The sequence below is a fragment of the Streptomyces pactum genome (genome assembly GCF_002005225.1).
GTDB classification, from domain to species: Bacteria; Actinomycetota; Actinomycetes; order Streptomycetales; family Streptomycetaceae; genus Streptomyces; species Streptomyces pactum_A.
In genome coordinates this window covers 7356127-7382610 of record NZ_CP019724.1, presented here as the reverse complement: position 1 = coordinate 7382610, position 26484 = coordinate 7356127, and the positions used below count along the sequence as shown (strand labels likewise).

Genomic DNA, 26484 nt, shown 5'->3' with positions numbered 1-26484 from the left:
CGCCCCGCCGGCTCACTCGGCCTCGGCCGCCTGCTTCGAGGCGCTCTCCCGGATGCGGTTGAACTCCGCGACGTTGCGCTGGTGTTCGGCGTAGTCGGCGGTGAAGCGGGTGTCGCCGGACTTGACCGTGACGAAGTACAGCCAGTCGCCGGGGGTCGGGTTGATCGCGGCACTCATCGCCTCGTCGCCGGGGTTGTCGATGGGGGTGGGCGGTAGCCCCATCCGCTGGTACGAGTTGTAGGGGCTGTCGATCTTGGTGTCCTCGGTGGTGGTCCTCAGGTCGGAACGGCCCAGGGCGTAGTTGACGGTGGAGTCCATCTGCAGCGGCATGCCGCGTTCCAGCCGGTTGAAGATCACCCGGGCCACCTTGCCCATGTCCTCCTTGGCGGCGGCCTCCGCCTGCACGATGCTGGCGATGGTGACCGCCTGGTAGACGTTCAGCGCGTTGCGCTGGGCGCCCGCGGCGATCGGCGCGCCGGTGAACTTCTCGTTCGCCTTCCCGACCATGGCCGTCAGCAGCTTCTCCGGCGTCGGGTTCTCGCCGAGCGGGTAGGTCGCCGGGAAGAGATAGCCCTCGGGGTTGCCCTCGGCGTCGTTCGGCAGCTTGAGGTCGGCCTTGGCGAGAGACTTCTTGGTGGTGCCGGGGGGCAGGGCGAGGGTCTTGTCGACGGCCTCGTAGACCTGGGTCGCGCGCCAGCCCTCCGGGATCACCAGGGACGTGGGCCGGGACTCGCCCTCCTCTTCCGTCATCAGCAGCGGCACCGCCACGGCGGTACCGGCCACGACGGCGCCGGTCACGATCAGGGCGATGCGGCCCCGGCGCGTCAGTCGGATCGTTCTCCTGGTGCCTCTCGTGCTCCGTCGCGGAGTGTTCGTCTGCATGCGGGCACGGTAACCTCCATTCGCACACAAACCCGGCATATCGTCATTTTGTCGGCTCCAGTCGGGCGTCCCTGCGGAGCAGGGCCGCATACCGCCCGTTCCGCTCCAGCAGCTCCTCGTGCCTGCCCTGTTCGGCCAGGCGCCCGGAGTCGAGGACCACGATTTGGTCGGCGCCCCGGACCGTGGACAGGCGGTGCGCGATCGTGATCGTGGTCCGGTTGGCGGACAGGGCGTCGACGGCGTCCTGCACGGCTGCTTCGGTACGGGTGTCCAGGGCACTGGTCGCCTCGTCGAGGACGAGGACGGGCGGGTCCCGCAGGATGGTGCGGGCGATGGCCAGGCGCTGCTTCTCACCGCCGGAGAAACGGTGCCCGCGCTCGCCGACCACCGTGTCGTAGCCGTCGGGCAGGGCGGCGATGTGGTCGTGGATCTGCGCCGCCCGCGCCGCCGCCTCCAGTTCCGCGTCGGTGGCGTCCGGCTTGGCGAAGCGCAGGTTCTCGGCGACCGAGGCGTGGAAGAGGTACGTCTCCTGCGAGACGACTCCGACGGCACGGGCGACGGTGTCGAAGTCCAGGTCGCGCACGTCGACCCCGTCGAGGGTGACCCGGCCGCCGGTCACGTCGTACAGCCGGGGCACCAGGTGGCCCAGCGTGGACTTGCCGGCGCCGGTCGGGCCGACGACGGCGAGGCTGCTGCCGGCCGGGACGGTGATGTCGATGCCGTCGAGGATCGCACCGGCCTTGCCGTCGTAGCGGAACTCGACGTTCTCGAAGCGGACCTCGCCCTTGATGTGGTCGAGGTGGACGGCGTCGTCCCGCTCGGTGATGTCGACCGGCAGGTCGAGGTACTCGAAGATGCGCTGGAAGAGCGCGAGCGACGCCTGGATCTGGACGCCGGTCGACAGCAGGCTCACGGCGGGGCGGAAGAGTCCCTGCTGGAGCGAGACGAAGGCGACGATCGTGCCGAGGGAGACGTCCGGGCCGCCTAGTTGCAGGGCGATGCCGGCGGTCCAGTAGATGACGGCGGGCATGGCCGCCATGACGATCGTGATGACGGCCATCCGCCAGCGGCCCGCCATGTTCGACTTCACCTCCAGGTCGACCAGCCCCTCGGACTCGTCGGAGAAGGCGCGGGTGAGCGAGTCGGAGCGGCCCATGGTGCGGCCCAGCAGGATGCCGCTGACGGAGAGCGACTCGGTGACCGTGGCGGCCATCGCGGCCATCTGCTTCTGCCGCCGGGTGGTGATCTTCCTGCGTTCCCTGCCGACGCGGCGGCTGATCCACACGAAGACGGGGAGCAGGAGCAGTGAGACGACGGTCAGGCGCCAGTCGAGGACGACCATCGCGGCGATCGTGGCGACCACGCTGGTGAGGTTGGAGATCAGGGAGGTCGCGGTGGAGGTGACGGTGGCCTGCATGCCGCCGATGTCGTTGGCGATACGGGACTGGACCTCGCCGGTGCGGGTGCGGGTGAAGAAGGCGAGGGACATCCTCTGCAGCCGGCCGTAGACGGCGGTGCGCAGGTCGTGCATGACGCGCTGGCCGACGGTCGTGGAGATCAGCGTCTGCAGCACACCGAAAACGCTGGTGAGGACGGCGCCGAGGATCATGCCGAGGGCGAGCAGACTCAGCAGGCCCGTGCGCCCCTGGGGGATCGCGACGTCGAGGATCTCCTTGAGCAGGAAGGGGGTGGCGACCGTCACCAGCGACGCGGCGCCGACCAGGAGCCCGACGATCGCGAGGCGGCCGCGGTAGGGGCGGAACAGCTTCAGGATGCGGCGCACCTGCCGGGGCTGTTCCTCGGCGTCGGCGGGTGCGGTCCAGGTGGATTCGCGGTCGGGGTGCATGGGCTCCTTCGGAGGGCGACGCGTCTGTCGAACCTAACGGATCGTAGTTCATTGTTACCTATACTCACAATGAACATCATCCTGATATTGTTCCCGCATGACCGCCCCCGATTCCGACGGCCCGCTGGCCGAGCAGTTGCTGCGGCTCACTCGCCGGGTGCACCGCATCCAGAAGCGCCACCTGGAGCATCGCGACCTCGGCATCACACCGGCCCAGTCCCGGCTGCTGCGCACCCTGGCGCACTACGGCTCGCCGCCCCGCATGGCCGATCTGGCCGAGCGCCTGGAGGTCGTGCCGCGGGCGGTGACGACGCTGGTCGACGGGCTGGAGACGGCCGGGAAGGTACGCCGCGTCCCGGACCCGGCCAACCGCCGGGTGATCCGGATCGAGCTCACCGACGACGGGCGCGCCGCCCTGCGGGAACTGCACGGCGCGCGCCGGTCCGCCGCGGAGGAGATCCTCGCCCCGCTGACGGACGAACAGCGCGCGGTGCTCGGCGGGCTGTTGGACGCGTTGATCGACGGACCCGGAACCGCGCCAGGCCGGTCCGGGGCGTGACCTCGAGTCGGGCGAGGCCGGACAGAAGCGTGTTCCCGGGGCGCGGTCAAGCCCTCAGACGCGCCCGGTCCCCCATGACCACCACCGGGTGCCGGTCCGGGTCCAGCGTGCGCAGCAGGTACTCCATCGCCGGCTTCGGCAGGCTGACGCAGGCCGACGTACCGCTGCCGTGGTCCATGTGCAGCCAGATCCCGCCACCCTTGGACGCGCCCTCGGGACGGGTCGGGTCGTTCGGCGGGGTGCCCTTGACCCGGTTGTAGTCGATGGCGATGACGTAGTCGAAGTCGTGCCGGTACGACGCGTCCCACCACCTCGGCGCCGCGAAGGCGGCGGACCGGGTGTACGGCAGCCCGGCGCCGGGGGCCGGGTCCGGGAGGACGCCGCCCGCGTCGCTGAGCGTGAACACCCCGACGGGGCTGCGCCTGTCGTTCTCGTGGTGGTCGGTCGCCCACCCCTTCGTGCCGTTGTGCGCCGCCCAATCGCGGGCGCGGTGCCAGGCGGAACCCTGCTTCGTGTACAGCACGACGGTCGAGTCGGGGGAGTCCCTGCCGTCGCCGTACACCGCGACGACCTGACGGGAGTCCGCGGGGATGCGGCGCTGGATCCGGTCGCCGACACCGGGAATCCGTGCCGGGTCGGCCGAGGTGGCACCGCTGCGGCCCCCGCCGTCGTCGGCGGGATCGCCCGCCGATGTGCTCGTGCCGTGCCCCGACGGGCCGCCGCACGCGGACAGTGCCGTCATCAGGGCCCCGAGGCCCGCCCACGCGACCGCCGTACGCCGTACTCCACCGCTCCGCATCGGTCCATGGTCGCACTCGCGACGGTGCGGCACGGGGCGGTGCGACGGGCGGCAGCCGGATTCGTACCCCACCGCGGAAAACCGCTTGATTTTGGGCACCCCGCGACGCGAACCTTTCACGGTTTGCAGTCTCTTGATGCCGCATCGCAACGGCACCCCCTGACACGAGCCACTGGGACGTCATGCAGATCCAAGACCTTCCGTATCCCGACCCGGGCGTGCCGGACGCACGCTCGGGCCCCCGATTCCTTTGGTGGCTGTTCCGCAACCAGCTCGGTGGACAACTCAAGTCACTGGCCTGGGGCCTGCTGCACTTCGCCTCCGTCTCCGCCCTGCCGTTCTGCGTCGGTCTCGCCATCCAGGCCGTCGTCGACCGTTCCGGCACCCGGCTCGCCCTCGCGGGCGGGGTCATGGTGCTGTGCTGCGCCGGCAACGCGATCGGCGACACCTTCCTGCACCGCGCCGCCGTCACCAACTGGATCACCGCCGCGGCCCGCGTCCAGCAACTGCTGGCCCGCAAGACCGCGCTGCTGGGCTCGGCGCTGACCCGGCGCGTCGCGGCCGGCGAGGTCGTGGCCGTCTCCACCGGCGACGTCGAGAAGATCGGCTGGTTCGTGGAGGCCGTCTCCCGCTTCACCGCGGCGGCCCTGACCATCGTCCTGGTCTGCGTGGCCCTCGTCGTCTACGAACCGGCGCTCGGCGTCGTCGTGGTCCTGGGCCTGCCCGTGCTGGCCCTCGCGGTACTGCCTCTGCTGCCCCGGGCCACCCGGCGGGCCGACGTCCAGCGCGAGAAGGCCGGCCGCGCCACCGAACTCGCCTCTGACACCGTCGCGGGGCTCCGCGTCCTCCGCGGTATCGGCGGCGAGGAACTCTTCCTCGACCGCTACCGCGGTGCCTCCCAGGACGTACGCCACGCGGCCGTGCGCAGCGCCCGCATGTGGTCCCTGATCTCCGCGATCCAGGTGCTGCTGCCTGGGCTGCTGCTGATCGCGGTGGTCTGGCACGGCGTCCACCTGGCCCGCGAGGGCCGCATCGGCGTCGGTGAACTCGTCACCGTCTACAGCTCCGTCATGATTCTCACCTACCCGCTCCGGCACTTCGAGGAGATCGCCATGGCGTACTCCTTCTCGCGGCCCTCGGCCAAGCGGGCCGCACGGGTGCTGGCACTGGAGCGGGCCACCGACACCGCGGGGTCGCGCGCCGCCGAGGTCCCCGCCGGGGACCTGTACGACCCCACGACCGGTCTCCTCGCCCCTGCGGGTCGGTTCACCGCCGTGGTCTGCGGCGACCCCGACGAGGCCGGACGCCTGGCGGAACGGCTCGGCGGGCACCCCTCGGAGCAGGGTGCCTCGGCGCTGCTGGGCGGGGTGCCGCTCGACGAGCTGCCGCTGAACTCCGCGCGTACCGCCGTCCTGGTCCAGGACAAGGACCCGGTGCTGCTCTCCGGCACGCTGCGTGAGCTGCTCGACGTGCCCGCGTCCGGTGCGGTCGCCGCCGAGGACGCACTGGCCGCCGCCCAGTGCGACGACGTCCTGACGGCCCTCGCGCAGGGTTCGCTCGGCGCCGACGACGCGATGGACGCCCGCATCACCGAGCGTGGCCGCTCGCTGTCGGGCGGCCAGCGCCAGCGGCTGGCTCTCGCCCGGTCCCTGATCACGGACCCGGAGGCACTCGTCCTGGACGAACCGACCTCCGCCGTGGACTCGCACACCGAGGCACGGATCGCGCACGGGGTGCGTACCCTGCGCGCCGGACGCACCACGGTGGTCTTCACCTCGTCGCCGCTGCTGCTGGACCGCGCGGACCGGATCGTGTTCCTGCACGACGGCGCGGTCTCGGCGGTCGGCACGCACCGGGAACTGCTGCACACCGAGCCCCGGTACCGGGCGGTGGTGACCCGCGAGACCGACGAGGAGACCACGACGCACCGGGACGGGACGCCCGCCGGTAACCAGCCGGCGAAGACCCTCGGCAAGAGCCTCGACAAGAACGCCGGCAAGACCCTGGACGACGATGCCCTCGCCGACGACGACGTACTGCACCGACTGGAAGAGATCGAGGAGACGGCATGATCGGCGTCGCGCCACCGTCGTACGACCCGGCGGCCCCCACGACGGCGAGCACCCTGCCCGTCGGCGCGCCCGCGACCGTACGCGCGTACGCGGGAGAACTGCTGCGTCGGCACCGCCGCGCGTTCCTCTTCCTCGTCACCGTCAACACCGTCGCCGTGATCGCCTCGATGGCGGGGCCCTACCTGCTGGGCGGGCTCGTGGAACGGGTCTCGGACAACGCGCGCGAGCTGCACCTCGGCCTCACGGCCACGCTGTTCGTGCTCGCGCTCGTCGTGCAGGCCATGTTCGTACGCGAGGTGCGGCTGCGTGGGGCCATGCTCGGCGAGCGGATGCTGGCCGATCTGCGCGAGGACTTCCTCGTGCGCTCGGTCGGCCTGCCGCCCGGCGTGCTGGAACGGGCCGGCACCGGCGATCTGCTCTCCAGGATCACGACCGACGTCGACCGGCTCGCCAACGCCATGCGCGAGGCCGTGCCCCAACTGGCCATCGGCGTGGTGTGGGTGGTGCTGCTGCTCGGCGGGCTCGTGGTCACGGCTCCCGTGCTGGCGCCCGCGGTGCTCATCGCGGTGCCGCTGCTCGTCGTCGGCTGCCGCTGGTACTTCCGGCGGGCACCCTCCGCCTACCGCTCGGAGGCCGCCGGGTACGCCGCCGTGGCCGCGGCGCTCGCCGAGACCGTGGACGCCGGGCGCACCATCGAGTCCCACCGCCTGGACGCCCGTCGCATCGATCTGTCGGAGCACCGGATCAAGGAGTGGACGGCCTGGGAGCGCTACACGCTCTGGCTGCGGTCGGTGCTCTTCCCGGTCATCAACGTCACCCATGTGACCGTGCTCGCCTCCGTCCTGCTGATCGGCGGTGTGTTCGTCCTGCAGGGCTGGATCGGAGTCGGTCAGCTCACCACCGCGGCCCTGATCGCCCAGATGCTCGTCGACCCGGTCGGCATCATCCTGCGCTGGTACGACGAGCTCCAGGTGGCGCAGGTGTCCCTGGCCCGGCTGGTGGGCGTGCGGGACATCGAGCCGGACGCCGGTGACCCCTCGCTGGCCCCCGACGGACGGCACGTGCACGCCGACCGCGTGCACTTCGGCTACCTCGAGGGCGTGGACGTCCTGCGCAAGGTCTCTTTGGAGGTCGCCCCCGGTACGCGGCTCGCCCTGGTCGGCCCCTCGGGCGCCGGCAAGTCGACGCTGGGCAGGCTGCTGGCCGGCATCTACGGTCCCCGCGACGGCCGGATCACCCTGGGCGGCGCGGAGCTGTCCCGGATGCCGGCCGAGCGGGTCCGCTCGCACGTCGCCCTCGTCAACCAGGAGCACCACGTCTTCGTGGGCTCGCTGCGCGACAACCTCCGCCTCGCCCGGCCCGGCGCCACCGACGCCGAGCTGTGGGCCGCGCTGGGCGCGGTCGACGCGGACGACTGGTCCCGCGCGCTCGATGAGGGCCTGGACACCGAGGTCGGCTCGGGCGGCTTCGCGCTCACCCCGGCACAGGCCCAGCAGATCGCGCTGGCCCGCCTGGTGCTGGCCGACCCGCACACCCTGGTGCTGGACGAGGCGACGTCCCTGCTCGACCCGCGGGCCGCACGCCACCTCGAACGGTCCCTGGCCCGGGTCCTGGACGGCCGCACGGTGGTCGCGATCGCCCACCGTCTGCACACCGCCCACGACGCGGACGTCATCGCCGTGGTCGAGAAGGGCCGGATCAGCGAGCTGGGCAGCCACGACGAGCTCGTCGCGGCGGACGGCGCCTACGCGGCGCTGTGGCGGTCGTGGCACGGGTGAACACGCTCCTTCGATCGACTGCCCGGCCGGTGCGACAGACCCCGGCCGGGCCTTCGTGGCCGGCGTCGGGCACGACTGCCCGGCCGGTGCGACAGGCCCTGACCAGGCCTCCGTGGCCGGCGTCGGGCGGTTGGGGCGGACCGGTGTTGATCTCTCTCATCGCAGTTGGCGAAGCAGCGGCTTGTTCGCGGTTCGGAACCCGGTCGGGCGCGACGAGTCGCGACGGGCGCTGACGGTGCCCGGCCGGAACCCACGAGCCTTCGGCGGGGGCCGACCGGGGGACCGGCGCGTGCCCGGAGGGCGGCGCATGACCGGACCGACCCCACCAGCACTCGGCCGGAACGGCGGGAGCTCGGCCGGGCTCGGCAGTCCCTTGGCGGGACCAAGCCGTACCCGGACGGAGAGACCGGGGTTCGGTCGTAGCCGGCAAGGGCCGGGCGGGCCCCGGCCGGCCGGAGCGGGTCCTGGTCGGCCCGAGCGGGGCCCGATCGGCCTGCTGGGCCGCGGGTGCCGGGGCCGCCGGTCGGCGGCCGTGCCGTTGCGCGGTCCCGAACGGAAGTGGAAGTCTGGGAGGAGGCACCGGCTCGGGGTAGACCCGAAAACCGTGCGGTTCCGAGACAGGTGACGCCTGTGCCCCGTGCAGCGGCGGCCCGCCGCGGTCCACGGCGAGAAGGGGCCCGTCCCCACCCCTGGAGGTACCCGTGAACAGCGCCGACGGATGGGGAGATGACGTCTACCAGCCCGACGGATCCGAGCAGCGGGAGGACACCGGCCTGCTCGACGGCGAGGACACCCTCGAGTACGACGGTGTCGACGATCCTCTCGACCGGGGCTGGTCCCCGCCCGAGCGCCCCTGGGCGGTGGAGCACACCGGCGTGACGGCCGCTGAACGGCAGCGAGGCGAAACGCTGGACCAGCGGCTCGCCGAGGAACGGCCGGACGTGCTCGCACCCGACGGCGACGGACTGGGCGACTCCGACGGCACCGACGGGGAACTGCTGGACAACGAGGTAGGCGCGGACCGCTCCGGCCGGCTCGTGGCACCCGACGAGGGGACGCACGAGGACGAGGAGCCGGCGCTGGTCGCCATGGACGTGGGCATCGACGGCGCGGCCGCCTCCGCCGAGGAAGCCGCGATGCACGTCGTCGACGAGGACTCCCTGCCCGGCTGACGCCACCCACGGCGGCGTTCGAGCGCCGCCGACCCGATGATCCGCGCCGTACGAGGAGCAGCCATGCAGCAGGACAAGCATTCCGACTACCGGCCCGTCGTCTTCCGTGACCGCGGTGCCGGGTACGCCTTCCTCACCCGGTCCACCGCGACCAGCGACCAGACCATCGCGTGGGACGACGGTGAGACCTACCCCGTGGTGGACGTGGAGATCTCCTCGGAGAGCCACCCGTTCTACACGGGCAAGGCGCGGACGGTCGACTCGGAGGGGCGCGTCGCCCGCTTCGAGCGGCGCTACGGCCAGGGCGAGGCGCAGGGTGCCGACGGAACCGGCTGAGCGGGCCGGCCCCCGCTCGTCCCTCAGATGAAGTTGAGTGCGGCCGCGCCGCCCACTCCCCCGAGCAGCATGAACGCCGGCATCAGCACCTTCAGCTCCACCCAACTGCCCGCCCTGAACCGCATGGCCTTCGGCGGGCCGATGGGGTACCAGCGCTTGCGGCCCACGGGTATCGGCCAGAGTATGGGGCAGCCCGAGACGGTCAGCGCGTCCCCGATGTCGTGCACCAGCGCGCCGAGCACGATCGGCAGCCCCAGCCACAGGTACTCCTGGCCCGGTGCGGTGAACAACCAGTCCGCGCCGCCATCCGGCTTGTCCAGTATCCCGGCCAGGATCCACGCGCTGGTCCCGGCCAGCAGCCAGACCAGTACGTCGCTGCTGGAACCGCGGGTCGCCCGCCAGAGCAGGCCCTCGATCGCCAGCACCATGTGCACGAAGAGGATCGCCAGTACCGCCCAGCGGCCCCCCGTGACGGCCAGCACCGAGGTACCCCCGCCGATCAGGACCGCCCACAGCCAGGTGTGCGTCAGCGTGCGGTGTCCACCGGAGCGGCGCGGGTCGCCCTGCTTCTTCGTCGCCTTGTAGACGGCGTACGACAACTTGTCGACGATTTCGCACAGCGCCCGTGAGACCGGTCCGAAGGCCCGGGAGATGGTGGCCGCCTTGTGATCGAGGTCCGGGGCGAGCGCTGCTCCGGCGCAGATCAGGCCTCCGGCGAGCAGCACCGGCCAGGGCATCGGGTGCCCCGCGGCGGCTGTCGCCGCCCCGACTCCGAGCCACGCCGCGGCGCCCGACAGTGAGTGCGCTGGTCCCATCATCGCCGTTGCCCGCCCCATTCCTCGTGTGCCGCTGTGCAGTTGTCCCGGTCCGCCGAAGCCTCGTCGGCGACCCAGCGTAGCGTTCGTGATCTTCACACGGACAGCCGATTCCCTCATCACGGCCGAGGCCAGGCAAGATGGGAGCGTGACCCTCATCGATCAGCTGCCGCGGACCGCCGACCCCGATGCCCTGTACGAAGCCTTCGAGGCGTGGGCCCAGGAACGCGGTCTCACGCTCTACCCCCATCAGGAGGAGGCGCTGATCGAGGTGGTCTCCGGCGCCAACGTGATCGTGTCGACGCCCACCGGCTCCGGCAAGAGCATGATCGCGGCGGGTGCCCACTTCGCCGCCCTGGCCCGGGACGAGGTCACTTTCTACACGGCCCCGATCAAGGCGCTGGTGTCGGAGAAGTTCTTCGAGCTGTGCAAGATCTTCGGCACCGAGAACGTCGGCATGCTGACCGGCGACGCCTCCGTGAACGCGGACGCCCCCGTGATCTGCTGCACGGCCGAGGTCCTGGCGTCCATCGCGCTGCGTGACGGCAAACACGCGGACATCGGCCAGGTCGTCATGGACGAGTTCCACTTCTACGCGGAACCGGACCGGGGCTGGGCCTGGCAGATCCCCCTGTTGGAACTGCCGCAGGCCCAGTTCGTCCTGATGTCGGCCACGCTCGGTGACGTCGCCTTCTTCGAGAAGGATCTCGCGCGCCGCACCAGCCGTCCCACGGCGGTGGTCCGCTCGGCCACCCGGCCGGTGCCCCTCTCCTACGAGTTCCGCTACACGCCGCTCACCGAGACGCTCACCGATCTGCTGGCGGCCCGGCAGGCGCCCGTCTACATCGTGCACTTCACTCAGGCGCAGGCCGTGGAGCGGGCGCAGGCGCTGATGAGCATCAACATGTGCACGCGGGAGGAGAAGGACCGGATCGCCGAGTTGATCGGCAACTTCCGGTTCACCACGAAGTTCGGCCGCAATCTCTCCCGCTACGTCAGGCACGGCATCGGCGTCCACCACGCCGGCATGCTGCCCAAGTACCGGCGGCTGGTGGAGAAACTCGCACAGGCCGGCCTGCTGAAGGTGATCTGTGGAACGGACACACTGGGCGTGGGCGTCAACGTCCCGATCCGGACCGTGCTGTTCACGGCGCTGAGCAAGTACGACGGCACCCGGGTACGCACACTGCGGGCCCGGGAGTTCCACCAGATCGCCGGCCGGGCGGGGCGCGCGGGGTTCGACACGGAGGGCTTCGTCGTCGCCCAGGCCCCCGAGCACGTCGTCGAGAACGAGAAGGCGCTCGCCAAGGCCGGTGACGACCCGAAGAAGCGGCGGAAGGTCGTCCGCAAGAAGGCTCCCGAGGGCTTCGTGGCCTGGTCGGAGAGCACGTTCGAGAAGCTCATCGGCTCCGAGCCGGAGCCGCTGACGTCCCGCTTCCGGGTCACGCACACCATGCTGCTGTCGGTGATCGCGCGGCCCGGCGACGCCTTCGCGGCGATGCGGCGCCTGCTGGAGGACAACCACGAGCCGCGCAAGCAGCAGCTCAGGCACATCCGGCGGGCGATCGCCATCTACCGCTCGCTGCTGGACGGCGGCATCGTCGAGAAGCTCGACCGGCCGGACGCCGAGGGACGTGTCGTCCGGCTCACCGTGGACCTGCAGCAGGACTTCGCGCTCAACCAGCCACTGTCCACGTTCGCCCTGGCCGCCTTCGAGCTGCTGGACCCGGAGTCGCCGTCGTACGCGCTGGACATGGTGTCGGTCGTGGAGTCCACCCTGGACGACCCTCGGCAGATCCTCGCCGCCCAGCAGAACAAGGCGCGCGGAGAGGCGGTGGCCGCGATGAAGGCGGACGGCGTCGAGTACGAGGAGCGCATGGAGCGCCTCCAGGACATCACGTACCCGAAGCCCCTGGAGGAACTGCTCTTCCACGCCTACGACACGTACCGCCTCAGCCACCCCTGGGTGGGCGACCACCCGCTGTCGCCGAAGTCGGTCATCCGGGACATGTACGAGCGGGCGCTGACCTTCACGGAACTGGTCTCCCACTACGAACTGGCCCGCACCGAGGGCATCGTGCTGCGTTACCTGGCGAGCGCCTACAAGGCCCTCGACCACACCGTCCCGGACGACCTGAAGTCGGACGACCTGCAGGATCTGATCGAGTGGCTCGGCGAGATGGTGCGCCAGGTCGACTCCAGCCTGCTGGACGAATGGGAGCAGCTCGCCAACCCGGAGGAGATGACCGCCGAGGAGGCGCAGGAGAAGGCGGACCAGGTGCGGCCTGTCACCGCCAACGCGCGCGCCTTCCGTGTGCTGGTCCGCAACGCCATGTTCCGTCGTGTCGAGCTCGCCGCCCTCGACCAGGTCGACGCGCTGGGCGAGATGGACTCCGACGCCGGCTGGGACGCCGACGCGTGGGGCGAGGCGATGGACAAGTACTGGGACGAGTACGACGACCTCGGCACCGGTCCCGACGCCCGCGGCCCCAAACTGCTGGTGATCGAGGAGGAGCCGCAGAACGGCCTGTGGCGCGTACGCCAGATCTTCGACGACCCGAACGACGATCACGACTGGGGCATCAGCGCGGAGGTCGATCTCACAGCCTCCGATGCGGAGGGCCGGGCGGTCGTCCGCGTCACCGATGTCGGCCAGCGGTGAGTACAGGAGAATCCCACCGATGACGAATCCGGCCGAGAGCCTCGTCGCCCTGCTCGATTTGGAACAGATCGAGGTCAACATCTTCCGTGGCCGCAGCCCCGAAGAGTCGCTGCAGCGGGTCTTCGGCGGCCAGGTGGCCGGCCAGGCGCTGGTCGCCGCCGGCCGCACCACCGAGGGCGACCGCCCGGTGCACTCGCTGCACGCGTACTTCCTGCGCCCGGGGCGCCCGGGCGTGCCGATCGTGTACCAGGTGGAACGGGACCGGGACGGGCGGTCGTTCACGACCCGCCGGGTCACCGCCGTGCAGCAGGGCCGCACGATCTTCACGCTCACCGCCTCCTTTCACAAGCCTGAGCAGGGGAGTTTCGAGCATCAGTTGCCTCCGGCCCGCAAGGTCCCGGATCCCGAGTCCCTGCCAACGGTCACCGACGAGGTGCGGGAGCACCTGGGCGCGCTGCCGGAGCAGTTCGAGCGGATGGCCCGCCGCCAGCCCTTCGACATCCGTTATGTGGACCGGCTGCGCTGGAGCGCGGAGGAGGTCGAGGGCGCCGAGCCCCGCAGCGCGGTGTGGATGCGCGCGGTCGGGCCGCTCGGCGACGACCCGCTCGTGCACACATGCGCCCTGACCTACGCCAGCGACATGACCCTCCTGGACGCCGTACGCATCCCGGTGGAACCTCTGTGGGGTCCACGTGGCTTCGACATGGCGTCGCTGGACCACGCCATGTGGTTCCACCGGCCGTTCCGCGCGGACGAGTGGTTCCTGTACGACCAGGAGTCGCCGATCGCGACCGGCGGACGGGGCCTGGCGCGGGGACGGATCTATGACACGGAGGGGCGCCTGCTGGTGTCCGTCGTGCAGGAGGGGTTGTTCCGGACCCTGTAGGTCATAGGTCAGGATTCTCTGCCCAACAGCCGGCCGAGCAGGCCACGGAACCGTCCGGATTCCCGCGCGTCGTGCGGCGTGGGTTTCCGGTCGGGTGGGGCCGGCACGGGGCGAAGGGCCGGGCGTGGTGCCGGACGCTGTCCACGTGCGGCTTCCACCGCGTCCGCCAGGTCCGTGCGGAGCCAGTCGACCTCGTCCGGGTCCGCCGCCGTCATGATCTCTTCGGCGAGCCGCGCGGCCGGGGAGCCTGGTGAACCGTGGGCGGGCGGCGCCGGCCGGAACCGCAGCAGGTGGGAGCGCTCGTACGGGTCCCTGACGACGTCGGCGACCTCGACCGGGTCGAGCAGCGACGCGACGGCCGCGGCCCGGGCCCACGGGTCGTCGGCCTGGCGGAGCAGGAATCCCAGGTGCCGTCCCCGCCAGTGGCGGGGGCGCAGGTCCAAGCCCTCGGCCAACTGGTCCCGCAGGCCCTCGGGCGTACGACCCTTCAGCAGTGGGGCGTTCCTCTCGTCGGCCGCGAACTGTCGTAGCTCGTCGGCCAGGTACAGCCAGACGACGGCGCGGTAGCGGTTCACATAGAACTTCACGGGCACCAGCAGCCCCAGCCGTGCGAGGCGGGTGTACCGGGCCCTGGTCACTTCCATGAGAGCCGCGCCCTCCGTGGTGCCGACGGCCCGGACGCCGGCCCTCAGCGCCTCGGGGAAGCCCTCACCCTCCCGGATCCGCTCGATCTCCTCCCGCGCGATGCGTCGGCGGCCACCTCCCTCGTCGTCGGGTACGGTGCGGATGCGACCGAGGTGCACGGCGAGGTCGAACTCACTGCGCCTGAGACCCAGTTCCCGTGCCGCGCGGTTTGGTGCGAGCGAGCCGTCGCGGGTGGTGCCGCGGGTGGTGCCGATCGGCTCGGCAGTGGCTGCGTTCTCGTGCGTGATGGTGTTCCCGGACATGGTCGTCTCCCCCGTGGAGTGTGCGGCCGAGCGCTGTCCGCGCCCGACTGACACAAGACCGTAGCCGCTGCCGGGACAGCCGTGGCGAGCCTGTGGAAAACTCCGCAGCCGCCTTCACGAAAGCAGAGAAAGCCCAGGTCAGAGATCTGTGGGCGATATCCGGCCCGGCTGTCGCGCGTCGACGTCGAGGTGTTCACCGACCCGGTTCACGAGCAGGGTCATTTCGTAGGCGATCTGGCCGATGTCGGTCTCCGCACCGCTGAGCACGCACAGGCAACTGCCCGAGCCCGCCGCTGTGACGAACAGCACGGCGTCGTCGAACTCGACCATCGTCTGCCGTACCTGACCCGCGCCGAAGTGGCGGCCCGAGCCTTTGGCCAGGCTGTGCAGTCCGGACGAGACGGCCGCGAGGTGCTCGGCGTCCTCGCGTCGCAGGCCCGTACTCGCCCCGGTCACCAGCCCGTCGTTGGACAGGACCAACGCATGCCGGACGTGTTCGACGCGCTCGGTCAGGTCGTCCAGCAGCCAGCCAAGTCCCTGGTTCTGCACCATGGTCCGGTCTCCCCGTGTTGTCCCCGTATGCATGCTCTCCTCCTGGCCGGAGGATCTGCCCGCCAGCCTTCACCACGCTTGTGCTCCGGGCAAGGAGGATGGGGGCATGGCACAGAAGATGACCGATGAGGAATGGCGGGCGTTCGTCTCGGACGGCACCCGCACCGCAAAGCTCTCGACCGTCCGGGCGGACGGCAGCCCGCACGTGGCACCGGTCTGGTTCCTGCTGGACGGGGACGACGTGGTGTTCAACACCGGCAAGGACACCGTGAAGGGACGCAATCTGGCCCGTGACGGCAGGGTCGCCCTGTGCGTGGACGACGACCGGCCGCCCTTCGACTTCGTCGTGTTGCAGGGGCGCGCACGGATCTCGGAGGACCTCGCCGAACTCCGGTACTGGGCCGCCAGGATCGGGGCCCGGTACATGGGCGAGGAACGCGCCGAGGAGTTCGGGGCCCGCAACGGCGTGCCGGGCGAACTCCTCGTCCGCGTCACCGTCGACAAAGTCCTGGCTCAGAAGGCCGTGGCGGACTGAGACTCCCTCCGGCCGAAGGGCCCCGCAGCCGGCCGGCCCAGCCGGAGGAGGCTGGACCGGTCAGCGCACGGAGTCGAGCAGCCGGGCGGTATGCATCCGTCCGGCGTACTCGACGAGCCGGATCAGCACCTCCTTCCCCGAGTCCCGGTCCCGGGCGTCGCACAGCCCCACGGGCGTTCCCCGGTCGAGGTCGAGGGCCCGCAGGACGTCCTGGGCGTCGTACCGGCCCGCCCCCTTGGAGCAGTTGACGGCCACCACGAACGGGATGCGCCGGTGCTCGAAGTAGTCCACGGCCGGACAGCAGTTCGCGTGGCGCCGGGTGTCCACGAGGACGACGGCACCGAGGGCGACCTGCGGGAGTTCGTCCCACAGGAACCAGAAGCGGTCCTGGACCGGTGTGCCGAACAGGTACAGGGAGAGGTCGGACCGGATGGTGACGCGCCCGAAGTCCATGGCGACGGTCGTGGTGACCTTGCGGTCGATCCCGTCGGTGCCGCCCACCAGTTGACCGGCCTCGCTGAGCATCTCCTCCGTGCGCAGCGGCCCGATCTCGCTGACCGCGTCCCGTGGGGCCGGGCCGGGTGCGTCCGCCGGTCATCGCGCAGGGCCGCACCGGAGGACCGGTCCCGTCGTCGTACCACTGGCTGCCCGGCCGCTCGCGGCCGCCGCCCGTGGTGTCGTCGGCCACCCGCGCGGCCCTCCCGCGTCGTCCGCCGACGGGCGGCCGTTCCGATCACCGGGGCCGCGGGGAGGAGCCGGTCGCGGCGCGCGCACGGTGGCGGAGAGGTCGTGCACGATGACGAGACGGCGCGCACGGTGCGGCGCGGTCTGAGGGCTGCGCCGGTACAGGTCCTCGCGTACGACGGCGCGGGGGCCAGCCCGTCCAGGGCGGCGTGGTGCAGGTGTCCCATGGCCCGGGACGCTCGCCTTGGCAAGGGCGCACAACGGGGGCGCACTTCGAGAGGTGGTGCTGTCTGACACAGGAACGCGCTGGAATGATCGCGTCACGTCCGGACGTGTGCACTGCGGCATCCTCTGTGCCGTTGAGGGATCATGCGGAGCATGAGCGACGACCACACGCACGTCCAGGAGTTCTTCGGCGCCCGCGCCGCCGACTGGGACCGCCGGTTCCCCGACGACGGACCCGCCTACGCCGCCGCGGTCGCCGAGCTGGGGCTACGGGAGGGGGATCGCGTGCTCGACGCGGGATGCGGCACGGGACGGGCCCTGCCTCCCTTGCGCGCGGCTGTGGGGCCCTCGGGCCTGGTCGTCGGGGCCGATCTGACGCCCGCCATGCTCCAGGCCGCCGTACGAGCCGGGAGGGACCGGGACGGACGGTTGCTGCTGACCGATGTCGCGGCGCTGCCACTTCGGTCGCGGACGCTCGACGCCGTGTTCGCGGCGGGCCTCCTGGCGCACCTGCCCGATCCGGCAGGGAATCTGCGGGAGTTGGCGCGCGTTGTGCGGCCCGGCGGTGTCCTGGCGCTGTTCCATCCGATCGGAAGAGCGGCACTCGCAGCCCGGCAAGGGCGGCGGATCACCCCGGACGACCTGCGCGCCCAGCCCAACCTCCGGAGCCTGCTCGCCGGTTCCGGGTGGTGCATGACGTCGTACGTCGACGAGGAGGCCCGCTTCCTGGCCCTGGCCGTACGCGAGGGCTGACCGCTCGCGGCGAGTACAGGCCACCGGTACAAGCGCCGAAGGCTCGGCCCAGTCCCGCGACCATCGCCGCGTGGCCGCCTTGGACGTGACCGTCCTCGTCGCAGGAGGCGATGCGGCTGCTGTCCGCGGCCGGTCCCGGTCCGGCCTCAGCCGGCTGCGCGAGCCGATCGGTTCACTCGCCGGCCGACGTGTCGATGTGGCGGACCGGGCACCCCCGCACGCCGGGGACCGGGCGGGTGCCCAGTTCGGCCAGCCGGTAGCCGTTCGGGTAGCCCTTGATCTCCCAGTTCTGCCGGGCGTGGTGCGGAGTGCGCCTCGGTGGCATCAGACGGACCGCGCGCCCGCGCAGCCACACCGCGCGGCGTACGAGTGACCGGGTGGCGGGGCTGGGCGGTGTGTAGCGGAAGGCCCGCAGGAGGGGCTCGTCGAGCAGGGCGAGGGTCCCGGTCCGCAGAACCGGTGCGAGGGGACTCGGGTACCAGGAGGCCATGAGGTCGAGTGTGGCGTCGGAGACCCGGCGCGCTCCTTCGTCCCAGGCGAAGTGGGTCTCCTCATAGGCGTCGAGACAGGCTTCGAATTCCTCGTAGGACCCGGGAATGTCCTTGATGCCCATGTGCCGCCCCAGCGTGCGGTAGTGGACGGCGGACGCGATGGTCTCGTGACGCGACATCCTGCGCCACCCATAGGCGTCGATCCAGCGTTTGGGGGTCACGACGAACGTGCACAGGACATACCGCATGTCGTCGTTGGTGATGTCGTATGCGTGGTGCATCTGGTTGATGCGCCGGATGGCCGTGCGGCCCTGCTCGCTGCCGAAGCCGTGCTCGACGACGGCGTCCAGCAGGAGGGCCGTGTCGTCGTACCGCTTCTGCGCCCGGTCGGTGAACTGCGCCGTCTCGGCCAGCAGTCGCCCGATGCTCGGAACGGCGTAGGTGCGGTAGAGAGCCAGCTCGAGAGCGCGGGCGACGTCCCACGGGAACTCATAGGCCGAGGCCAGTCGATAGATCTCCGAAGCGTCCTCGTACGGGTCCATCCGCCGGATCTGTGCCAGCCGTTCGAAACGCTTCACCGTGGCTGTTCCCTTCTGCCGTCGAAGGTTCAACTCTACGTTGAGCAGCAGGAGATGAACGATCAGTCATGGCTATCGACAGGGCAGGGGTGGTCCGATTGTTCGGCAGGATTCACGAGGCCTGGGACAGATCTCGCGCCGCTCGGCGCACGGAGCGGAGAACGGGAGGGGAGCGGCGCTCGCACAATCTGTTCGAGGCTGCCGCCGCGTACGTCGCGGCGTGCGCGGACGACGATCAGGAGCGGATCGACGAGGCGGCGGGCTGGGTGTCACCGGAGGCCCTGTCGTTCGGGGTGAACGAGTTGGCGTGCAGGGCCGTGATCGCGCTCGCACGGGAACGCGACGAGTCGCCGCGGGACGTGGCCCGAGCGCTCCTGGGGCTGCCCGCGGCGTGACCCGCCCGCCCGGCACAGGCGGGCGATTCGCCCCGTCCACCCGGAAACCTGCAGCTCGGGTGCGTCTGCGAGTCGTGACAAGGGCTTCCCCGGCGCATTAGGGTGCGCGCCATTGGACAACCGAGGGGAGGCTGGGATGGCCGGGACGGACGAGGACGCCGTCGCCGCCGAGGACGATGCGCTCTATGTGCTCACGGCGGTGCTGCTGACGCCGGCGAAGTTCCCGAGTGTGCTGGGCGACGACTACCCGGAGGCGTGCGCGGCGCTCGGTCTCCCCCCGCTGGCGGACGGCTACGGCCTGGTATTGGGCCAGGACGGGGACGGCGCTCGTTGGACGGTCGTCGTCGACGACGTCTCGCTGGTGGCCGTCGCCGTGGCCTCCTGGGACTGCGGCATGGAGTACGACCTCTCGCCGGACGGGCGTACGGTCGTCGCCGCGCTGCCCGGCTGGCCCCTCGCGGTCGCCGTGGCGGCTCCTGGCGTGCCCGCGCCGCACGACCCCGGCCCCGAGTCCGCCGACCAGCCCGCGCTGTCGCCGCCGGACACCAGCGTGTGGGGGCCCGCGCAGCGGCGTCTGGGAGCCGACGAGATCGCCCTGCAGTGGGCCCAGTGGCGGGACCAGATCGACGACGCGGACTTCCCGGTGGCGGGCGGCGACGCCGGTTCCGTGGACAGCGCGGCGGACCGCGACGCTGCGGGCGAGGAGACCCCCGAAGGCGCGGAGGCCGGGGCCGCGGACGTCGAGGTCGGCGCCACGGACGACGAGGTCAGGGCCACGGACGGCGGGACCGGTGCCGGTGCCGATGCCGGGTCCTTGGGGCACGGTGGCGTCCGGCGGGTGCTCGCGGAGGCCCGCGCCTACGTCGACACGCCCCCGCCGCTCGGCCGGGTCCGGTCCTCGTTCGCGCCCGGGGACGCTCGGACGCTGCGTGCCGACGGCCCCGGTTGGTCGCTCGTCGCCAGAACCGACGACATCGCCTTCATCCTGCTCGACGAGGAACCCGGTGAGGTGCTGCCGGTGGGCCGAGGGCCGTCGCTGCCCGGACTCCTGGAAGCCCTCGACAAGATGGCCGTCCGGCCGAGCTGACCCGGGATAGCGAGGCCCGTCACCTCACGGAACCGGGAGCGTACACGTCCCGACTGTCTTCAACCTCTATGCCCGGCCCCTTTCCCATGTGGCTCCCGCCCATGGAAGAGGCCGTCGCGGGCCCGCACGATGAGGCAACCCTCAGCTCCACTCCCCCATCGCGCCTGGAGGTCCTGATGCGTCCGCCCCGTGGTGTCCCGTTCCTCGCCGCCATGCTGACGGCGGTCTCGCTCATCGAGCCGTCGCCGGTCGCCGCGGCGACCGGCGGCGGGGACGGAGCCGGACACTGCGCCCGCCAAGAGCGTGTACGGGTACCGGGCGCGGCCCTCCAGCGCAGGGCCTGTCTGGACGACCTGACCACCACCGGGCTGGCGGGCACCCCCTACACCGACCTGGCCGACCAGGCCGGGCTGACGGCCGAAGGCACCCGGACGCCGTCCGGAGTGCCCGGCATCCAGGTCGACGGGTACTTTCCGGACTCCTCCCGCTTCAACGACACGCACGGCTGGCGGCACGACGCACAGTTCGTGATCCGGTTGCCGGACGACTGGAACGGCGGCCTCGTCGTGACGGGCGCGCCGGGCACCCGCAAGCAGTACGCCACGGACAGGGCGATCTCCGACCGGGCCCTCGCACAGGGGTACGCGTATGCCTCGACCGACAAGGGCAACAGCGGAACGGACTTCTACCGGGACGGTGTCCGGCCCGGAGACGCGGTCACCGAGTGGAACGCACGCACCACCCAGCTCACCCGGGCCGCCCGCCGGGTGGCCGCCCAGCGCTACGGGCACCTGCCGCGGCGCACCTACATCGCCGGCATCTCCAACGGCGGCTATCTCACCCGCTGGCAGTTGGAGAACCACCCGGAGCTGTACGACGGCGGCGTGGACTGGGAGGGGGCGCTGTGGACCGCGGACGGCCCCAGCCTCCTCACGTCCCTGCCGGTGGCAGTGGCTCGGATGTTCGGCACGACACGGGACGAGGAGCTGTACACGGCGGGCTTCGCGCGCGGCTCCGAGTTCCTGTGGCCCTACCACGAGACGGCGTACTGGGGCCTGACGCAGAAGATCTACCGGGCCGAGTTCGACCCGGCCCACGACCCCAGATGCCCCGGTCCGACCGCCGGCTCGACGCCGGAGGCGATCCTGGCGCCGTGCCGCTCCGACGCCACCTACGACTACGCGGAACGCCCCGCCTCCGTCCACCGTGCGGTGGCCCGGGTCGCACTGACCGGACGCATCGGCAAGCCCCTGATCACGCTGCACGGCGATCTGGACGCACTGCTGCCCAAGGCCGCCGACTCCGACGTGTACGCGCGCATGATCGACGCGAGGGGGCGAGGCCGCCTGCACCGCTACTACACGGTCGCGGGCGGCACGCACGTCGACGGACTGTACGACACCTATCCCGACAGGTTGCGGCCGATCCTGCCCTGTTTCCGATCGGCCTTCGACGCGCTGACCGCATGGGTGGAGCGGGACACCACGCCACCCGCGGACCACACGATCGGCAGGCCCGCGGACGGCGACGTGGTCAACTCCTGTGCCCTTGCCGCGCCAGCCGAGACGCGGCGTTAGCGCCTCAACGACCGATCTCCTTGCGTGTGCCGCGGCGCAGCCTGCGCCGCTGCGCGGGGTCCAGGGTGAGGTACGCGGCGGCCGGCACTCCCAGGACTATGAGCAGGGCGGCCCACCAGGGCAGCCAGATCAACAGGATGAGCCCGGCCGCCACTCCCCCCGCTGCGACTTTGGCGTTCTTCGACATGGTGTCGCCTCCTTCGCGGCCACTGCCGCTCTCTGTCCTGAAAACGGACCCGTGCTCCCGGCGGTTCCGGCCCGCGACCCTGAGACGTCCCTGAGGCCGGACCCTTACGCGCCCCTGAGAGCCCGCCGGCGACTCCGTCCTGGAGAGAGCACCTCCTTACTTGAATAGTGACCCACACCACAGCTTCACCCCACCCCGCAACCGCAGAAATCATGTACAGTCGGCGACCGCGTCCCGGAGTAGTCAAATTTGAGGAATACATCATCGCTGCGCAGACCGCTCTTCCGGCCACACAGTCCGAGATTGCCGAACTCGCCCGCTGCTGTGCTGTCTTCGTGCCCGGTGATCCCGCCCGCAGCGGCAGAGTCGCCTTCTGGCGGCCCGACGGCGAGGACCCCGCCGCCGTCTCCTCGGGGACCATGGAAACTCTGACGGTCGCACTCCCCCACTGGGACGGCGTGGGTACGGCCGGCGTGCCCGCAGTGCTGCTGCCCGTGCGAACGGCCCTGCCGATTCTCACGCGCGCGCGTGAGGGCGTGGACGGCCACCGGGCGACCGTGTTCTGGGGCACGGTCGTCGTGGAGGCACTGCACGTCGTGGCCCGCGGCCTGCTGCTGCCCGGCCTGTCCGCGGCCGACCACGATGCCTGGCGCACGGGCCCGCTGGGTGCGGAGGAGACCGAACGGATCCGCCATCTCGCCGCCGCCATGCCGCCGGAGGCACATGCCGTCCCGGTCGACGTCACCGAACCGCTGCGGCTGCCAGACCCGGAACAACTGGTGCGCGCCTTCCTCGACGCGGTCGCCGACACGCTGCCCCGCTCCCCCGCCGCCGAACTCGTCACGGGCCAGCCCGCCTACGCCTCGCGAAAGCCGCAGCGGATGCCCGAACTGCGCGAGTGGGCGGCCGATGTCGCCGCGGGACACGACACGGGAGTACGGCTGTCGCTGCGCGTCGAGGTACGGGGCCTGTCGGCCGCTGCTTCCCAGGAGGCCCGACCCGCCTTCCGGGCCGTGCTCCAGGTGCACAGCGTGAGCGACCCCGCGCTCGTCGCGGACGCCGCCGAGGCGTGGGCGGGCACCGTGAGCGACGGGTTCGGCAAGCGCGCGCGGATGGACGCCCTGCTCGCGCTCCGCCGTGCGGCGCGGGCCTGGCCCGCGCTCACGCCGCTGCTGTCGGCCGCGGTGCCGGACGCCGTCGAGCTCGCCGACGAAGAGGTCACCGAGCTGCTCGGAGTGGGCTCCCGGGCACTCGCCGGCGCCGGCGTCGACGTGCACTGGCCGAGGGAGCTGGCCCGTAACCTGACCTCCCGCGCGGAGGTCGGGCCGCCCGATGACGAGCCGTCGCAGCGCATGGCCGCGTCGGACACCGGTCCGTCCTTCCTGTCCGCCGACGCGCTGCTCGCCTTCAACTGGTCGTTCGCCCTGGGCGAGCGGCGGCTCACGCGCGAGGAGCTGGATCTGCTCGCCGAGGCCAACCGCCCCGTGGTGCGCCTGCGCGACCAGTGGGTGCTCGTGGACCCCGAGGAGGCACACCGCGCCCGCACCCGGCAGGACCACAAGGTCACGCCCGTCGACGCGCTCGCCGCGGCCCTGACGGGCTCGACGGAGGTCGACGGGCGCCGCGTCGAAGTGCGTCCCACGGGGTGGCTGGCGTCCCTGCGGGAACGGCTCGCCGACCCCGAGGTGCAGGATGCCGTCGCCCAGCCCGCCGCCCTCGACGCCACGCTGCGCGACTACCAGCGACGGGGGCTCAACTGGCTGGCCCGCATGACGTCGTTGGGCCTGGGCTGCTGTCTCGCCGACGACATGGGCCTGGGCAAGACCATCACGCTGATCGCCCTGCATCTGCACCGCCAGACCGACGAGTCCGCGGCCGGCCCCACTCTGGTGGTCTGCCCGACCTCCCTCATGGGCAACTGGCAGCGCGAGATCGAAAGGTTCGCGCCCGGCACGCCCGTACGCCGCTTCCACGGCACCCGGCGCGACCTGGAGGGCCTCGCCGACGGCGAGTTCGTCCTCACCACCTACGGCACCATGCGCCTGGACACCGACCGGCTCTCCGCCGTGCCGTGGGGCATGGTCGTGGCGGACGAGGCCCAGCACGTGAAGAACCCGTACTCGGAGACCGCGCGGCGATTGCGTTCCATCAGCGCACGCGCGCGGGTGGCGCTCACCGGCACCCCGGTGGAGAACAACCTGTCGGAACTGTGGGCCATCCTCGACTGGGCCACCCCGGGACTGCTGGGCCGGCTCGGCACCTTCCGCAGGCACTACGCGCAGGCCGTCGAAGGCGGCCAGGACCCGGCGGCGGCGGAGCGGCTGGCGCGGCTCGTACGGCCGTTCCTGCTGCGACGCCGCAAGTCGGACCCCGGCATCGCGCCCGAATTGCCTCCGAAGACCGAAACCGACCACCCGGTGTCGCTGACCGCGGAACAGACGGGGCTGTACGAGGCGGTGGTGCGCGAGGCGCTCGCGGAGATCGCCGGAGTCGACAGCATGGCGCGACGCGGCATGATCGTGAAACTCCTGACGAGTCTCAAACAGATCTGCAACCACCCGTCGCAGTTCCTCAAGGAGGACCGGCCGACCATCAACGGCCGCTCGGGAAAGCTGGAACTGCTGGACGAGCTGCTCGACACCATCCTCGCCGAACGGGCGAGTGTGCTGGTCTTCACCCAGTACGTGCAGATGGCACGGCTCCTCGAACAGCACCTCGCCGCCCGCGGCGTGGCCTCGCAGTTCCTGCACGGCGGCACGTCCGTCACGGCGCGGGAGTCCCTGGTGCGGCGGTTCCAGGACGGTGAGGTCCCGGTCTTCCTGCTGTCGCTCAAGGCGGCGGGCACCGGACTGAACCTCACGCGCGCGGAGCACGTCGTGCACTACGACCGCTGGTGGAATCCGGCCGTCGAGGCGCAGGCCACCGACCGCGCCTACCGCATCGGCCAGACCCGCCCCGTGCAGGTGCACCGTCTGATCGCCGAGGGGACCATCGAGGACCGCATCGCAGCCCTGCTGAACCGCAAGCAGGATCTGGCCGACGCGGTGCTGGGAACGGGCGAGGCGGCGCTCACGGAGCTGACGGACGCGGAACTGGCCGACCTGGTCGAGCTGCGAGGGGGTACGCGATGACCCGGTACGACGACGACACGGAACGGACGTTCGCCGCGCTGCCGCCCGCCCACGGACAGGGCTTCGCCCAGAGCTGGTGGGGCCGGGCCTGGTTGAAGGCGCTGGAGGACGCGGCACTGGACACGGCGCAGGTGAAGACGGGCCGTCGGCTCGCGCGCGCGGGAGCGGTCGGCGCGGTGTCGGTACGTCCGGGACGCATCACCGCGGTCGTGCACGACCGGGACCGCACCGCGCACCGGGCCGACGTCCTGCTGGAGCAGTTGTCCGACGCGCAGTGGGACCGTTTCGCCGACATGGCGATCGAGCGGTCGGGTCACGTCGCGGCGCTGCTGGACCGCGACATGCCGCCACACCTCGTGGAGGACGCAGCGGGCGCCGGCATCGACCTGCTGCCGGGCCTGGGCGACTTGGAACCGGAGTGCGACTGCGGCGCCTGGGACCACTGCGGGCACACCGCGGCGCTCTGCTACCAGGTCGCCAGGCTGCTGGACCAGGACCCCTTCGTCCTGTTGCTGATGCGCGGCCGGGCGGAGGGCGCCGTACTCGACGCCCTTCAGACGCGCGGCGACGCAGCCGCACAGGACGCCGCCTCCCATCCGGAGGGTGTGGACGCCGCGGAGGCGTACGCGGCGGGGCACGTGCTCCCGCCGCTGCCCGCCCTGCCCGACCTCCGGGAGGAACCGGGCGTACCGCCCTCACTGGACACCGAGGGCGCGCCGCCTCCGGGCGTCGACCCGGCCGCCCTGGCCTTCCTGGCCTCCCGGGCCGCGGCGGAGGCGCACCGCCTGCTCGCCGAGGCCCTGCGGAGCGGACACGGCGGGCAGGCGGTGGAAGCGGAACCGACCGCCTCGCAGGACGCGGTGCGTCTGGCCGCGGGCGATCCCGTGTCGGAGGTTCTGCACCGCCTCGGCGACGGCTCGGGGCGCACCCAGGAAGCACTGGCTGCCGCCGTACGCGCGTGGCGGCTCGGGGGCTCAGCCGCTCTGTCGGTGCTCGATGAGGAGTGGGCGGTGGAGGGCGACTCGCTCGCACGCGCGCGTGCGGCGCTGGCATCGGCCTGGGACGAGGACGAACGACCGTCACTGCGCGCGCGGGCCAACCGATGGACCGTCGTCGGCGCGCCGCACCAGCTCCGTCTGGACCGCGACGGCCGTTGGTGGCCGTACCGCAAGGAGCACGGCCGTTGGGTCCCCGTGGGCGGCGCCGCCCAGGACCCGGCGACGGCTCTGGCCACGGCGGTACTCGCGGCCGGAGACGAGCCCTGAGAGCCACGTCCCGGCGTCGGCCCGGCATCGACCGCGCGGAGGGCGGACCGGGTGAGGAGCGGGCCGGCGTCCGGGACGAACGCCGGTGCCGGGCCGGGCCGCCCCGCCACAGCCACAGCCACAGCCACAGCCACAGCCACAGCCACAGCCACAGCCACAGCCACAGCAGCCAACCCCCGTGCGGACTGTCTGGTGACGGTTACGCGGCCAGGACGTACGCCGGCAAACGCCCCTCCTTGCCGGCGGCGGTGACGGACGTTCGGCCGCCGA

General features: G+C 71.8%; 22 protein-coding genes and 1 pseudogene. 14 read left to right on the top strand and 9 right to left on the bottom strand.

Features of this window, described 5'->3' with window-relative positions; translation table 11 throughout:
• Nucleotides 1–12: 12 nt before the first annotated feature.
• On the bottom strand, nt 13–882 hold the full coding sequence (gene mltG, locus B1H29_RS32155) for an endolytic transglycosylase MltG (RefSeq protein ID WP_167392570.1): 870 nt from the start codon (nt 880–882) through the stop codon (nt 13–15).
• Nucleotides 883–925: 43 nt separating this feature from the next.
• Nucleotides 926–2728 carry an ABC transporter ATP-binding protein gene (locus B1H29_RS32150; protein ID WP_055420606.1) on the bottom strand — a complete coding sequence of 601 codons (1803 nt, stop codon included), beginning with the start codon at nt 2726–2728 and terminating at the stop codon, nt 926–928.
• A 97-nt stretch (nt 2729–2825) separates the two neighbouring features.
• Here B1H29_RS32150 and B1H29_RS32145 point away from each other — a divergent pair, with 97 nt between their 5' ends.
• The gene (locus B1H29_RS32145) at nt 2826–3287 is read left to right on the top strand and encodes a MarR family winged helix-turn-helix transcriptional regulator (RefSeq protein WP_055420607.1); all 462 of its coding nucleotides are present in this window, start codon (nt 2826–2828) and stop codon (nt 3285–3287) included.
• 46 nt (nt 3288–3333) lie between these two features.
• Here the strand turns inward: B1H29_RS32145 and B1H29_RS32140 are convergent, their stop codons facing one another.
• On the bottom strand, nt 3334–4086 hold the full coding sequence (locus B1H29_RS32140) for a hypothetical protein (protein ID WP_055420608.1): 753 nt from the start codon (nt 4084–4086) through the stop codon (nt 3334–3336).
• Between the two features lie 182 nt (nt 4087–4268).
• On the opposite strand from B1H29_RS32140, the gene B1H29_RS32135 reads away from it, so the two are divergent.
• From B1H29_RS32135 to B1H29_RS32120, 4 genes are all read left to right on the top strand, one after another.
• Nucleotides 4269–6158 (top strand): ABC transporter transmembrane domain-containing protein, encoded by a 1890-nt coding sequence (locus B1H29_RS32135; RefSeq protein WP_055420609.1) that lies wholly within the window; start codon nt 4269–4271, stop codon nt 6156–6158.
• Entirely contained in the window at nt 6155–7936 is a 1782-nt protein-coding gene (locus B1H29_RS32130) for an ABC transporter ATP-binding protein (protein WP_055420610.1), read from the top strand. Before B1H29_RS32135 ends, B1H29_RS32130 begins: the two co-directional genes overlap by 4 nt.
• 701 nt (nt 7937–8637) lie before the next feature.
• The gene (locus B1H29_RS32125) at nt 8638–9108 is read left to right on the top strand and encodes a DUF5709 domain-containing protein (RefSeq protein WP_055420611.1); all 471 of its coding nucleotides are present in this window, start codon (nt 8638–8640) and stop codon (nt 9106–9108) included.
• Nucleotides 9109–9171: 63 nt separating this feature from the next.
• Entirely contained in the window at nt 9172–9444 is a 273-nt protein-coding gene (locus B1H29_RS32120) for a type B 50S ribosomal protein L31 (RefSeq protein WP_055420612.1), read from the top strand.
• Between the two features lie 23 nt (nt 9445–9467).
• On the opposite strand, the gene B1H29_RS32115 is transcribed toward B1H29_RS32120, so the two are convergent.
• Nucleotides 9468–10262, bottom strand: coding sequence for a metal-dependent hydrolase (locus B1H29_RS32115; protein ID WP_055420613.1), 795 nt, complete (start codon nt 10260–10262; stop codon nt 9468–9470).
• 145 nt (nt 10263–10407) lie between these two features.
• Between B1H29_RS32115 and B1H29_RS32110 the strand changes: the two genes are divergently transcribed.
• Together B1H29_RS32110 and B1H29_RS32105 are read left to right on the top strand one after the other, a co-directional pair.
• Complete coding sequence (locus B1H29_RS32110) at nt 10408–12921, top strand: DEAD/DEAH box helicase (RefSeq protein ID WP_055420614.1); 2514 nt, start codon at nt 10408–10410, stop codon at nt 12919–12921.
• Between the two features lie 19 nt (nt 12922–12940).
• On the top strand, nt 12941–13807 hold the full coding sequence (locus B1H29_RS32105) for an acyl-CoA thioesterase (protein WP_055420615.1): 867 nt from the start codon (nt 12941–12943) through the stop codon (nt 13805–13807).
• A gap of 8 nt (nt 13808–13815) precedes the next feature.
• Here B1H29_RS32105 and B1H29_RS32100 read toward each other — a convergent pair whose 3' ends face one another.
• Nucleotides 13816–14754 carry a DUF6397 family protein gene (locus tag B1H29_RS32100; protein WP_055420616.1) on the bottom strand — a complete coding sequence of 313 codons (939 nt, stop codon included), beginning with the start codon at nt 14752–14754 and terminating at the stop codon, nt 13816–13818.
• Between the two features lie 138 nt (nt 14755–14892).
• Entirely contained in the window at nt 14893–15306 is a 414-nt protein-coding gene (locus tag B1H29_RS32095) for a roadblock/LC7 domain-containing protein (protein WP_055420617.1), read from the bottom strand.
• Nucleotides 15307–15412: 106 nt separating this feature from the next.
• Here B1H29_RS32095 and B1H29_RS32090 point away from each other — a divergent pair, with 106 nt between their 5' ends.
• Nucleotides 15413–15841 carry a PPOX class F420-dependent oxidoreductase gene (locus tag B1H29_RS32090; protein WP_055420618.1) on the top strand — a complete coding sequence of 143 codons (429 nt, stop codon included), beginning with the start codon at nt 15413–15415 and terminating at the stop codon, nt 15839–15841.
• Between the two features lie 60 nt (nt 15842–15901).
• On the opposite strand, the pseudogene B1H29_RS32085 reads toward B1H29_RS32090, so the two are convergent.
• A pseudogene (locus B1H29_RS32085) lies at nt 15902–16402 on the bottom strand (GTP-binding protein); the annotation flags it as partial.
• 501 nt (nt 16403–16903) lie between these two features.
• On the opposite strand from B1H29_RS32085, the gene B1H29_RS32075 reads away from it, so the two are divergent.
• On the top strand, nt 16904–17503 hold the full coding sequence (locus tag B1H29_RS32075; protein WP_055420619.1) for a class I SAM-dependent methyltransferase: 600 nt from the start codon (nt 16904–16906) through the stop codon (nt 17501–17503).
• 172 nt (nt 17504–17675) lie between these two features.
• Here B1H29_RS32075 and B1H29_RS32070 read toward each other — a convergent pair whose 3' ends face one another.
• Nucleotides 17676–18572 (bottom strand): oxygenase MpaB family protein, encoded by an 897-nt coding sequence (locus tag B1H29_RS32070; protein WP_055420620.1) that lies wholly within the window; start codon nt 18570–18572, stop codon nt 17676–17678.
• A gap of 68 nt (nt 18573–18640) precedes the next feature.
• Here B1H29_RS32070 and B1H29_RS32065 point away from each other — a divergent pair, with 68 nt between their 5' ends.
• From B1H29_RS32065 to B1H29_RS32055, 3 genes are all read left to right on the top strand, one after another.
• Entirely contained in the window at nt 18641–18967 is a 327-nt protein-coding gene (locus tag B1H29_RS32065; protein WP_055420621.1) for a hypothetical protein, read from the top strand.
• Between the two features lie 136 nt (nt 18968–19103).
• Nucleotides 19104–20054 (top strand): hypothetical protein, encoded by a 951-nt coding sequence (locus B1H29_RS32060; RefSeq protein WP_055420622.1) that lies wholly within the window; start codon nt 19104–19106, stop codon nt 20052–20054.
• A gap of 176 nt (nt 20055–20230) precedes the next feature.
• Complete coding sequence (locus tag B1H29_RS32055) at nt 20231–21631, top strand: tannase/feruloyl esterase family alpha/beta hydrolase (protein ID WP_055420623.1); 1401 nt, start codon at nt 20231–20233, stop codon at nt 21629–21631.
• A 4-nt stretch (nt 21632–21635) separates the two neighbouring features.
• On the opposite strand, the gene B1H29_RS32050 is transcribed toward B1H29_RS32055, so the two are convergent.
• The gene (locus tag B1H29_RS32050; RefSeq protein ID WP_055420624.1) at nt 21636–21818 is read right to left on the bottom strand and encodes a hypothetical protein; all 183 of its coding nucleotides are present in this window, start codon (nt 21816–21818) and stop codon (nt 21636–21638) included.
• Between the two features lie 419 nt (nt 21819–22237).
• On the opposite strand from B1H29_RS32050, the gene B1H29_RS32045 reads away from it, so the two are divergent.
• Both B1H29_RS32045 and B1H29_RS32040 read left to right on the top strand, forming a co-directional pair.
• The gene (locus tag B1H29_RS32045) at nt 22238–24949 is read left to right on the top strand and encodes a DEAD/DEAH box helicase (RefSeq protein WP_055420920.1); all 2712 of its coding nucleotides are present in this window, start codon (nt 22238–22240) and stop codon (nt 24947–24949) included.
• The gene (locus B1H29_RS32040; RefSeq protein WP_055420625.1) at nt 24946–26214 is read left to right on the top strand and encodes a hypothetical protein; all 1269 of its coding nucleotides are present in this window, start codon (nt 24946–24948) and stop codon (nt 26212–26214) included. Before B1H29_RS32045 ends, B1H29_RS32040 begins: the two co-directional genes overlap by 4 nt.
• Nucleotides 26215–26484 lie beyond the last annotated feature (270 nt).